General features: G+C 74.2%; 11 protein-coding genes. 3 read left to right on the top strand and 8 right to left on the bottom strand.

Annotated features, from left to right (window positions below):
* Window positions 1-97: 97 nt before the first annotated feature.
* The 3 genes from ACZ60W_RS22465 to ACZ60W_RS22455 form a co-directional block, all read right to left on the bottom strand.
* Window positions 98-1,336 carry a mannosyltransferase family protein gene (locus ACZ60W_RS22465; RefSeq protein ID WP_469757118.1) on the bottom strand — a complete coding sequence of 413 codons (1,239 nt, stop codon included), beginning with the start codon at window positions 1,334-1,336 and terminating at the stop codon, window positions 98-100.
* A 164-nt stretch (window positions 1,337-1,500) separates the two neighbouring features.
* Window positions 1,501-1,920 (bottom strand): hypothetical protein, encoded by a 420-nt coding sequence (locus ACZ60W_RS22460; protein WP_469757117.1) that lies wholly within the window; start codon window positions 1,918-1,920, stop codon window positions 1,501-1,503.
* Window positions 1,913-2,425 carry a SigE family RNA polymerase sigma factor gene (locus tag ACZ60W_RS22455; protein WP_469757116.1) on the bottom strand — a complete coding sequence of 171 codons (513 nt, stop codon included), beginning with the start codon at window positions 2,423-2,425 and terminating at the stop codon, window positions 1,913-1,915. The genes ACZ60W_RS22460 and ACZ60W_RS22455 overlap by 8 nt, the downstream gene beginning before the upstream one ends.
* Window positions 2,426-3,012: 587 nt before the next feature.
* On the opposite strand from ACZ60W_RS22455, the gene ACZ60W_RS22450 reads away from it, so the two are divergent.
* Window positions 3,013-3,486, top strand: a complete 474-nt coding sequence (locus tag ACZ60W_RS22450; RefSeq protein WP_469757115.1) for a hypothetical protein — start codon at window positions 3,013-3,015, stop codon at window positions 3,484-3,486.
* Window positions 3,487-3,718: 232 nt separating this feature from the next.
* Window positions 3,719-3,898 (top strand): hypothetical protein, encoded by a 180-nt coding sequence (locus ACZ60W_RS22445; RefSeq protein ID WP_469757114.1) that lies wholly within the window; start codon window positions 3,719-3,721, stop codon window positions 3,896-3,898.
* Between the two features lie 72 nt (window positions 3,899-3,970).
* Here ACZ60W_RS22445 and ACZ60W_RS22440 read toward each other — a convergent pair whose 3' ends face one another.
* From ACZ60W_RS22440 to ACZ60W_RS22430, 3 genes are all read right to left on the bottom strand, one after another.
* Window positions 3,971-4,324 (bottom strand): hypothetical protein, encoded by a 354-nt coding sequence (locus tag ACZ60W_RS22440; protein WP_469757113.1) that lies wholly within the window; start codon window positions 4,322-4,324, stop codon window positions 3,971-3,973.
* Window positions 4,325-4,533: 209 nt separating this feature from the next.
* Window positions 4,534-6,357, bottom strand: a complete 1,824-nt coding sequence (locus ACZ60W_RS22435) for a glycoside hydrolase family 15 protein (protein WP_469757112.1) — start codon at window positions 6,355-6,357, stop codon at window positions 4,534-4,536.
* A gap of 220 nt (window positions 6,358-6,577) precedes the next feature.
* On the bottom strand, window positions 6,578-7,405 hold the full coding sequence (locus ACZ60W_RS22430) for an alpha/beta hydrolase (protein WP_469757111.1): 828 nt from the start codon (window positions 7,403-7,405) through the stop codon (window positions 6,578-6,580).
* Window positions 7,406-7,508: 103 nt separating this feature from the next.
* Here ACZ60W_RS22430 and ACZ60W_RS22425 point away from each other — a divergent pair, with 103 nt between their 5' ends.
* Window positions 7,509-7,946, top strand: coding sequence for a MarR family winged helix-turn-helix transcriptional regulator (locus tag ACZ60W_RS22425; RefSeq protein ID WP_469757121.1), 438 nt, complete (start codon window positions 7,509-7,511; stop codon window positions 7,944-7,946).
* Window positions 7,947-8,041: 95 nt separating this feature from the next.
* Here ACZ60W_RS22425 and ACZ60W_RS22420 read toward each other — a convergent pair whose 3' ends face one another.
* On the bottom strand, window positions 8,042-8,692 hold the full coding sequence (locus ACZ60W_RS22420; RefSeq protein WP_469757110.1) for an MOSC domain-containing protein: 651 nt from the start codon (window positions 8,690-8,692) through the stop codon (window positions 8,042-8,044).
* A gap of 158 nt (window positions 8,693-8,850) precedes the next feature.
* Window positions 8,851-10,344, bottom strand: coding sequence for an IMP dehydrogenase (locus ACZ60W_RS22415; protein WP_469757109.1), 1,494 nt, complete (start codon window positions 10,342-10,344; stop codon window positions 8,851-8,853).
* Window positions 10,345-10,460 lie beyond the last annotated feature (116 nt).

Below are 10,460 nucleotides of genomic sequence, written 5' to 3'. Positions count from 1 at the left end.
CCCCCCCCCCCCCCCCCCCCCCCCCCCCCCCCCCCCCCCCCCCCCCCCCCCCCCCCCCCCCCCCCCCCCCCCCCCCCCCCCCCCCCCCCCGGCCCGGTCAGCCCGCCCAGCGGCCGGAGAAGAACGTGACGGCCAGGATGACGCCCAAGGGGACGGAGAGGGTGAGGAGCGGCGTCCAGAGGCGGGGCCTGGCGAGGGTCCAGGAGGCGAGGCCGGTCCAGAGGGGCCACCAGAGGAGGGTGGCGCGGGGGATGGACATGTACCAGTAGGACGTGCCGAGGGCCCAGAGCGTGAGGCCGATGTAGGTCGCCTCCGGCCAGCGGCGGGCACGGACCAGGACGACGACGGTGACGAGTCCGACGGCCATGGCGACGAGCTCGGCCTGCCACAGCACGGCGTACGGGGTGGTGTAGTCCTGGCCGAAGGCGGCCTGCCACGTGGTGGTCCAGGCGTCCCAGGGGGCGTGGAAGTCGCGGTACCAGCCGCGCTCCTGGGCGCGCTTCCAGGCCATCCAGTCGTGCGTGCGGGCGTAGAGGTAGCAGGTGTGGACCAGGAGGGGCAGGGCGGGAAGGGCCAGCCAGGGGAACAGGCGGAGACGGCCCCGGTCGCGGGCGGTGAGCACGAAGTGGACGGCGAGCGCGGCCGCGAGGAACAGCCCGGTGACCCGGACGGTGGTGGCGCAGGCGGCGAGGAGCGCGGCGAGGGGCCAGGCGTGGCGTCGGGCGGCCAGCCACGCGGGGAGCGCGAAGGCGAGGAAGAGGGACTCGGTGTAGCCGACGGCGAGGAAGACGGCACACGGCGAGACCAGCAGGAGCAGCGCCGCGCGCCGCCCGTCGGCGGCCCGCGGACGATGGTGCCGAGCGATGCGGGCCAGCGCCAGGACGGCGACGGCTCCGGCGACGAGGGAGATGAGCAGTCCGGCCGCCGTCCAGTCGCCCACGAGGGGGTACACGGCCCGGAGCGCGAGCGGGAAGCCGGGGAAGAAGGCCTCCCTGTTGTCCCATGGATCCGGCCGAGCCGACGGGTCGTCGGGGAAGTAGCCGTCACGCGCGATGTGCAGGTAGTGGTTCCAGTCCCACTGGCCCACGACGGCGGAGAACGGCTGGGGCGCGTGGCTCTCGGGATCGCGCGGGAACAGCCAGGCGGTGCAGTACGCGGTGAGCAGCAGCGCGACCCGGGTCAGCAGGTACAGGACCAGCACGTCCCGGTCCGCGGCGTCGAGCCGGAGCCGGCGGCGCCATCCGGGCGGGGCCGGCGCGGGCGGACGGTCCTGAGGGGCGGCGCTTCCGGATCGACGCGAGGGCGCATGCAGGGCATCGCGGACTATGAGGGGCATTTCTCTCTCTCCGGGGTGTGGCGGGGCGCGGGACGGCCTGGGGCGTCGGCGGTCCCGGGAGGCGAGCCCTCGTGGAGGGTGCCGCGGGGGAGCGGCACGGGAAGGGGTCCGGGGCCGGACCTACGGGCGACGGCCCGGCGGTCCGGCGTCCAGCGGGAAGACGGTCAGCCGGCGCCGCCGGGGGGCGTGGTCGTGGAGGTCCCCGACACCGTGTGCGTCGCGGTGGCCGAGGAGGTCGGCGGGGCCGTCGTCCGGGTCCCCTGCGGGGGCGTCGAGGCCGGCGGGCTCGGCGGGGGTGACGTCGTGGAACCCACCGGAGGTACGCCCGTCGGCGCCGGACCGCTCACCGAGGGGCTGGTGGCCGGGAGTACGGGCTCCGAGGGCCCGGGCGGCAGCGCGGCGAGGCCGGCGGCCCCGCCGCCCACGACGAGGCAGGCCCCCGCGGCGAACACCGCGAGCCGGCGTCGGTGGACCCGCCGGCCCCGGGCGCTGATGTCGGCCGCGGGCGGGTAGGACGCGTGGGCCCGCCCCGCGTCGGCGGCCTCTCGGAACAGGGACCGCAGGGGGTCGTGGGGCTCACTCACCAGGTGCCTCCTCGCTCGACGGGTGCGCGTTCCGGGGGTCCTCGATCCGCTGCGCGAGCGTCGCCCGGCCGCGGGAGAGATGGGTCTTGACGGTGCCGCTCGACAGCCCGGTCTCGGCCGCGACCTGGTCCACGCTCAGATCGCACAGGTAGTGCAGGGCGAGCGTGCGCCGCTGCTGGAGCGGCAGCCCGCGCAAGGCGTCGACCAGCACCAGGTGGTCGGGCCCGGGCCCGTCGACCACCGGCGTCTCCACCCCGCGGCGCCACGCCTCCGACGTCCGCCGCCGACCGCGCCAGCGGCTCACCGCGAGCCGCCAGGCCACCGTGCGGATCCACGCCTCGGGCTGCCCCTCCCGGTCCAGCTGCCTCCGCCGGCTCCAGCCCTTCACGAAGGCCTCCTGCACGACGTCCTGCGCCTCGTGCAGGTCACCGAGCATCACGTACAGCTGGCCCGTGAGCCGCGCCACCGCGTGGGCGTAGAACTCTTCGAACTCCTCGACCGTCAACAGCAAACTCCCGGATCTCCGACTACACCCCGCATACGCCCGCCGTGCGGGATCCGGTTGACACCGCCCCCGCCGGAGAAAGGTGATCGTGATCACGTCGCGCAGAGGCGGGGACACGCGCGGCGGGGCGCGCCCGCCACACCGAGGGAGGAGCCGGCGAGCGCCGGGGGTGCCGGAAGCCGACGCCTGGCGGGGAAGCCTCCGCTCGTCGGCGCGCAGGCGCCGGAGGGACAACAGGCCGGCGCGGACGCGCGCGGTTGACGAGGTTCGCCCGCGGCGGGGGATTCCGGTGACCCAGGACCACCACGGTTTCGGTGACGCCCTCACGGTCGCCGACGAGCATCCGCGACCAGCGCCGGTTCACCCACTCGCCCCACGCCACCAACGCCGCCGCTGTCATCGCCGTTGCCGTGATGCGTCGCACGGGGCGACTCCAGGGGGGTGCCTCGTCGGTCACGCCTGGCTCGCGGTGTCGGCGGTCGCCAGGGCCGGCGCGTACGGCGCTCCGACCTGCGGCACCCGGAACGGGCTGGGCATCCACGGCGGCCGCTGACACAATGCCCCCATGACGTCGTACCGAAAGGCCCGTGCCGCGTAGACGGCCGGGCGCGCTGCGCACCCGACCGTTCGAGAGGCCGCGTCGATGGGACGCTCCGCCGCCGGAACGCATTCCCGGGATCTCCGACCACACCAGCCGCGCCGTCCACCGCGTCGAGATGTGCGGCGGCGGCCTCCTCCACCCCGGTGCCGTCCGCGAGGCGCTGCGTCGTTACGAGACGTTCCTCGGGCCGCCGGGGCGCCGGCCGCTCTACCCCCGCCTTCCGGAGTGCGGCTGCCGGTGGCACTCCTTCGACGACGTGCGCCACGGCCGCGACGTCCTCGCCACGGTGCTCGCACACCTCCCGCCGCGGGCGCGCGCCGAACTCAGGCGCCGTGTGGTCGTGCTCGACCGGGAGTTCTCCCGGCGCACCCTGCCCGACCCCTTCGCGGACCGGCGCCCGTGGGACGGCGACATGTGGTGGTACCACCGGCTGTCCGCCTCCGCCTGGGACGACCGGTGACGCCCGGCTGCGACGGGGTGTGCGGGCCCGGTGGGGCGCCCTTTCGCGGCCGGGGCCCGCCGCCGCCCGCGCGGTCGGCCCGGGGGACACCTGAACCCCTGCCGACCGGGTGTCCTACCTCCCCGGACCTGGGAACTCGGGCACACCGGCGTGGCGGTCGACGGCATCCCCGGACCCACGTTCCCAGGGTCGTTCCGAAGGCCCCTCACCCGCTTTGGTCGTTAGAGGTGTTATGCGTCTCTTCTTCTGCACCCTTGCCGCGGCCCTCGTGATCGGGGGCCTCGTCCTGGCGATCACGGACAGCTTCGTGGCCGCGGCGGCCTGTGCCGCCTACGTCCTGGTCGTCGTCCCGCTCGCCGTGCTCGTGGGCCGCGCGATCCGCGGACGTTCCACCCCGCCGTCCTCCGACTGAGGGAACCGCTCCCGTGCGGCCCCTCCCGTCCCCGCACGGCGAAGGGGCCGCCGGCCGCGCGGCGGGGGCGCCTCAGCGGAACTCGTGGACCACCTGGATCTCGCCGACGATGTGGGCGTTGAAGTCGTCCAGCTCCTCGGCCGGGACCCAGAGCTCCAGGATCGTCCGGCCGCCCGCCTGCTGGACGGGATACCGGCCGAGGAACTCCGAGTCGACCTCGAAGCGGGTGACGAAGCCGACGCCGCTGTGCTTCACGTTCCAGTCGCGGGCGATCTTGATCGCGTAGTCCTCGTCGAGCACCGGGTAGAAGATCGGCTGCTCGGGCAGTCGCGGCGGCCAGGCGCGCCAGTCGAGTTGCCGCACCAGCTCAAGCTCCACGGGGCCGGTGGGGCGCCAGAGGGTCGTCGTCGCACGGCGGCTGGTCATGGGCGTCGCTTTCTGGACGGGGGCCGCCGGTGCGGCCTGTCGGGAGACCGGACGATACCGGGACCGCGAGCGCGTCGGCAGGTGGTTTTCCGTACGTCGACGGGCGCCGCGCCGATCACCGCCGCCGTCGAGACGGCCGGGGGCGGGGCCCGTCGGGCTCGTTCAGGGGCCCTGGGGCTCGAGTGGGCAGAGAGACAGGCGCTCAGGGCTCAGGTCTCGCGGTCCAGGGCCGTGTCGAGGCTCATCGCGGCGGTGATCAGCGCGAGGTGGGTGAACGCCTGCGGGAAGTTGCCGAGTTGTTCGCCGGTCGGGCCGATCTCCTCGGAGAACAGCCCGACGTGGTTGGCGTAGGTGAGCATCTTGTCGAAGGCGTACCGGGCCTGCTCGACGCGCCCGGCCCGGGCGAGGGCGTCGACGTAGAGGAAGCTGCAGAGCGAGAAGGTCCCTTCGGAGCCGCGGAGCCCGTCGGGGGAGGCCGCGGGGTCGTAGCGGTAGACCAGGCTGTCGGAGACGAGTTCGCGGTCCATCGCGTCCAGGGTGGAGAGCCAGCGGGGGTCACGGGGCGCGATGAAGCCGGTGATCGGCATGAGGAGCAGGGAGGCGTCGAGGACCTGGCTGCCGTAGTGCTGCACGAACGCCCCGCGCTCCGTGGACCAGCCGCGCTCCATGACCTGGCGCAGCACCGCGTCCCGGGCGGCCGTCCAGCGGGGCAGGTCGGCGGGCCGGCCGAGCTCGATGGCCATCCGCACCGCCCGGTCGAAGGCGACCCAGCACATCAGACGGCTGTAGGTGAAGTCCTGCCGGCCGCCGCGGGTCTCCCAGATCCCCTCGTCGGGGCGGTCCCAGTGCTCGACCAGCCAGTCCACCGTGGCGGCGAAGCGGAGCCAGCCGTCGTAACCGGCGAGCTGCGCGAGGTCGCGCGCCTGCGCGAAGGCGTAGACGGCCTCGCCGTAGATGTCGAGCTGGAGCTGGTCGGCGGCGCCGTTGCCCGCGCGGACGGGGGCCGAGCCGCGCCAGCCCTCCAGGTGGCCGAGCACCTCCTCGCTCAGGTGCGGATCGCCGTCCACGCGGTACATGATCTGCAGCGGTTCGCCGCTCACCGTCCCGCCCGCCTGCAGACGGGTGCCGAGCCAGATGCGGAAGGCGTCCGCCTCCTCGGTGAAGCCCAGGTCGACCATCGCGCGCACCGACAGCGAGGCGTCCCTGACCCAGGTGTAGCGGTAGTCCCAGTTGCGCTCGCCGCCGACCTGCTCCGGCAGGCTCGTCGTCGCGGCGGCCACCGGCGCGCCGGACGGCGCGTACGTCAGCAGCTTCAGCGTGATCGCCGAGCGGTTGACCTGCTGCTGCCACCGCCCCTTGTACCGGCACCGGCTGATCCACGCGTGCCAGAAGGACCGCACGCCGTCGAACGCGGCCCGCAGGCTGGTCTCGTCCGACGGCTCCGGGGGCGCCGCGTCGGCGGCGTCCAGGGTGAGGACGGCGGCGGCCCGCTGGCCGGCGGACAGCTCCACGGTGGCGCGGACGTCGCCGCCGTCCCGCTCCAGGGGGACGGGGCCGAGCACCTGGAGCCGAGCCGACGCCGTGACCCCCGTGAACCGGGCCGTGTCGCCGTCCAGGAGCAGCTCGTGCGCCTCCCGCCCGTAGTCGAAGCGCGGCCGGCACTCGACGGCGAAGCGGACCGTTCCGCGCACCACCCGCAGGACCCGGACCAGGGTGTGGCGGTCGGCCGGCACCGTCGGATCGTCGGCGAGCGGCATGAAGTCGGCCACCTCGCCGACGCCGTCGGGCGTCAGGAAACGGGTCAGCAGTACCGCGGTGTCCGCCAGGTACAGCTGGCGCACCGACGTGCCGGGGGCCTCGACCGTGATCGAGAAGTGTCCGCCCCGCTCGTGGTCGAGCAGCCTGCCGAAGATGCTCGGCGCGTCGAACCTCGGCGAGCACATCCAGTCCACCACCCCTTCGGCGGACACCAGCGCACACGTCTGGAGGTCTCCGACGAGACCGTGGTCGGCGATCGGCGGGTAGCGGTGCATCGGCGACGTCCTCGGGGCTCGAAGGCGGACAGCCCTGTGCGCCCACCCTCCGTCCTCCCGCCCCCGCCCGCCACCTGAGCTGATCCGCACGTGCTCGGGCGGTGCCCGCGACGCCCTCGGGCCGTCCCGGAAGGTGGCCGTCGGGCAGGGGCCGGGCCCGGCACCCGCTCGTGCTGACGCGCGCGGGCGGCGTCGTCGTAGCGGTGCGCCCGGCCCGGTCTCAGGTGCGCGGCGCGCGCAGAAGGGTGCGGAGCCGGTCCGCCCAGGCGCGGGGGTGGGTGGTGTTGCCGTTGTGGCCGCCCGGGAAGGTGAGGACGGGCCGGCCGACCAGGGCGGCCAGGCGGTGGGCGGCCTGGTGGTCGAAGACGGTGGTCGGGGTGGTGCGCCCGGTGGCGGGCAGGATGCGGGTCCCGCGGGTGGCGAGGGCGTCGCGGCAGCCGGGATCGGTGCGGAGGGCGGTGAACTCCGCGGTGATGAAGTGGGCGAAGTTGCGGCGGCGCTGCTCGTCCATGGGCTGGGGGGTGAGGTCGGGCTCGGTGTCGGGGTGGGCCGGGTCGATACCGAGGGACGCGGCGATGGCCGGGAGGGCCGCCGGGAGCCCGCCCGCGGCGAACAGCTCCTGGAGCTCCTCCAGTTCGCGGCGGTGCGCGTCGGCTTCCGCGTCGAGCAGCCAGGGGGCCACGGGCTCGTGGGCGATGAGGGTGTCGAGGAGGCCGTCGTGTCCGGCGGCCAGGTGGAGGCCGATGACGGCGCCGAAACTGCAGCCGAGCATGTGGGCCGGGCCGTCGGCGACGTGGGCGAGGAGGCGGCGGGCGTCGTCGGTGTGGTCGGCCATGGTGACCGGGCGCCCGGGGTGGGTCAGGGTGCTGCGGGAGAGGCCGCGGCGGTCGTAGGTGAGCACGGAGAAGTCGCCGGCGAGGGCGTCGACCAGATCGGCGGTCCGCCCGGCGTCGCCCTCCCCGCTCTGCGAGATGAACAGGAGCGGGCCGGAGCCGCGCTGTTCGAAGTGGAGCGCGGCGCCGTCGACGGGCAGCAGGCCGGTGGTCATCGGGAGTCCTCCTCGGTGGTGGTGGGCTCCACGGTAATGCATCCATTCAGATGCATCAAGACTGATGTATCGAACGCGATGTATATTGCGCGGTGTGAACGGCATGGACCTGGCCCTCCTGGGCCGCACCCTGATGAAGCTCGGCGAGGCCGCCATCCCCACCGAGGGCATCGGCGCCCACGGAACGAGTACGCAGTCGGTGATCATCGTCGCGGCCGACGTCAAGGCCCACCCCGGAACGCCCGTCAAGGACATCGCCGCGCGGACGGGCTTCCCCCAGAGCAAGGTCTCGGCCTGCGTCGCCCGTCTCCGGGAAGCCGGCGCGGTCGAGACCCGCACCGATCCCGACGACCGCCGCCGGACCCTCGTCACCCCGTCCCCGGACACCTCCGCCCGCGTCGCGGCGGTCCGATCCGCCGACATCGACGACGTCCTCAGGCACGTGCTGCAGGATCCGGCGCGACTGGACGAGGTCAAGGCCGCCCTCGGCGTCGTCGCCGAACACCTCGGCCCGGGCGCCCTCTCCCGCATCGGCGACTGAGCCGGCGGAACCGGGACCGGCCGGGAACGGGCGGCGCGGGCGGGCCGCGGCCATGCCGTACCCGACCGCCTCGTGTGCCCGCGCGGTCGTCCCGGTCATGCCGGGAGGCGTCGGCGGACCAGCTCCTTGTCCTCCTCGGGCAGTGCGTCGGCGACCAACAGGCGGGGCAGGAGCCCCGGTTCGAGGGTCAGCGCGCGGAAGGCGACCGCCACGGTCACGTCGTGCTCCGGCCGGTGGACGACCTCGACGAGGTCTCCCGCGCGCAGGTCACCGGGACGGATCACGCGGAGATAGGCGCCCGGAGCCGCGGCCCGGGTGAACTCCTTGAGCCAGTCCGCCCGGCCCAGCCGGCCCTGGAACGTGGCGCACGGGATGCGCGGGCACGAGACCTCCAGGACCACGTCCGCCCCGATGCGCCACCGTTCGCCGATCAGGGCGCCGTTGACGTCGAGGCCGGACGTCGTGAGGTTCTCCCCGAAGAAGCCGTCGGAGAGCTTCCGGTCCAGCACGGCCTCCCAGCCGTCGAGGTCCTCCCGGGCGAAGGCGTACACCGCCTGGTCGGCGCCGCCGTGGTTCTTGACGTCGTACGCGCGGTCGCCCACGAGTCCGACCTCACCGGCGCCCTTGGGGCCGGGTACGACGACGGCGACCGGCCCGTCGACGGGCCGCTTGTCGATGCCCGTCTTCTCCGGACTCTTCCACGGATTGGGCCGGGGACGGCCGATGTTGACGGAGAGCAGCCTCATGCGGGCCACCGTAGGTCTCCGCGGGCGCCGGAGCGACCGAATTCCGGCGCGCGCGGAGCCCGCTCGGGCCCCTGGAGTCGCGGACCCGTGGAGCAGTCGGCCCGTGGAGTCCGGTCCCTCCGGCGATCCTCCCCCGGAGTCGTTCTCCACGGAGCAGGTCACCTCGGCGCGGGGTTGTCCCGCAGGGTGACGTTGGCGTGGCTCTCCTGGAAGCTCTGGTCGGAGACCAGGGTCAGCCGTGCGGTGGCCTGGAACTCGGGCAGGGTGGCGGAGCCGCAGGAGACCATCGTCGTCTTGATCTTCGCGACGGTCAGGGCGAGGCCCTCGTTGAGGTCGCCCGCGTAGGGGACGTACCCGTCGACGCCCTCCTCGAAGATCAGCCCCTGGCCCCCCTGGCCGTAGCGCTGCCAGTTGCGGGCCCGGTTCGATCCCTCGCCCCAGTACTCCTTCACGAAGCCGTCGCGGGTGGGCACCTTGGCGCCGGCCGCCTGGTCGAAGCGCGCGAAGTAGCGGCCCATCATGACGAAGTCGGCCCCCATCGCCAGGGCCAGCGAGACGTGGTAGTCGTGCACCAGCCCGCCGTCGGAGCAGATCGGCACGTACGCGCCGGTGCGCTCGAGGAAGGCGTCGCGGGCCGCGGCCACGTCCATCACGGCGCTGGCCTGGCCGCGTCCGATCCCCTTCTGGTCCCGGGTGATGCAGATCGAGCCGCCACCGACGCCGACCTTGACGAAGTCCGCCCCCGCCTCGGCGAGGAAGGTGAACGCCTCGCCGTCGACGACGTTGCCGCCGCCGACCGGGATCTCCGGATGGTGCTTCTTCACCCAGGTCAGGGCCTCTGCCTGCCAGTCGCTGTAGCCGTCCGACGAGTCGAAGCACAGGGCGTCCGCGCCCGCTTCCAGCAGGGCCGGCACCCGCTCCCGGTAGTCGTGGGTGTTGATGCCGGCGCCCACGCGCAGCCGCTTGGCGGAGTCCACGAGCTGGTTCGGGTGGCGCTTGTTGTCCGCGTAGTCGGAACGGAAGACCAGGTACTGCAGACGGCCCTCGTCGCCGAGCACCGGCAGGCAGTCGAGCCGCTCGTCCCACAGCCGCGCGTTGGCCTCGGAGAGCGTGGTGTCCGGTCCGGCGTGCGCCAGGTCGGCGAGGGCCGTCATCCGGTCGGCGACCGGGCCGTCCAGATCGTGGCGCTGCGGATGGAAGTCCCGCGAGGTCACCAGGCCGAGGAGGCGGCCGGTGGCGGTCCCGTCGTGGGTGACCGCGGCGGTGCTGTGCCCCGTGCGGCGCATGACGTCGACCAGGACGGTCAGACTGTCCTCGGGGCGTACGTTGGTGTCGCTGGTGACGAACCCGGCCTTGAAGTTCTTCACCTGGCGGACCGCCGCCGCCTGGTCCGCCACCGACTGGTTGTGGTGCAGGAAGCTGAGACCGCCGTTGCGCGCCAGGGCGATGGCGAGTGCGGGGGTGCTGACGGCCTGCATGATCGCGGACGTGAACGGGGACTGCAGCTCGATCGCCGACGCCTCGCCCACGACGTGCCGCACCAGGGGCGTCCGCAGGTCGACCGTCGCGGCCGAGCAGTCGGTCCGCGTCCGGTTGGGCAGGAGCAGGAACTCGTTGAACGTCCGTGATACCTCGGCGATGAGCTGTGCCACTCGTTCCTCCAGACCCGTCGGCCGGGCCCGACCGGCCCCGCCGTGAGGATCGCCCCCGTCGTCCAGGGCCCGGGCAGGCAGAGATCGGCACGGCGGTCGTGGAGTCGCCACGCACC

It is taken from the genome of Streptomyces sp. NPDC104202 (genome assembly GCF_055584185.1).
The sequence above is the reverse complement of the archived record's forward strand: the minus strand, read 5'-3'. Positions and strand labels throughout refer to the sequence as shown.

What these genes read in the sequence shown, in the direction of transcription:
- ACZ60W_RS22465 (WP_469757118.1), bottom strand. Translation starts at nt 1,336, where the DNA reads ATGCCCCTCATAGTCCGCGATGCCCTGCATGCGCCCTCGCGTCGATCC.
- ACZ60W_RS22445 (WP_469757114.1), top strand. Translation starts at nt 3,719, where the DNA reads ATGCGTCTCTTCTTCTGCACCCTTGCCGCGGCCCTCGTGATCGGGGGC.
- ACZ60W_RS22440 (WP_469757113.1), bottom strand. Translation starts at nt 4,324, where the DNA reads ATGACCAGCCGCCGTGCGACGACGACCCTCTGGCGCCCCACCGGCCCC.
- ACZ60W_RS22435 (WP_469757112.1), bottom strand. Translation starts at nt 6,357, where the DNA reads ATGCACCGCTACCCGCCGATCGCCGACCACGGTCTCGTCGGAGACCTC.
- ACZ60W_RS22430 (WP_469757111.1), bottom strand. Translation starts at nt 7,405, where the DNA reads ATGACCACCGGCCTGCTGCCCGTCGACGGCGCCGCGCTCCACTTCGAA.
- ACZ60W_RS22425 (WP_469757121.1), top strand. Translation starts at nt 7,509, where the DNA reads ATGGACCTGGCCCTCCTGGGCCGCACCCTGATGAAGCTCGGCGAGGCC.
- ACZ60W_RS22420 (WP_469757110.1), bottom strand. Translation starts at nt 8,692, where the DNA reads ATGAGGCTGCTCTCCGTCAACATCGGCCGTCCCCGGCCCAATCCGTGG.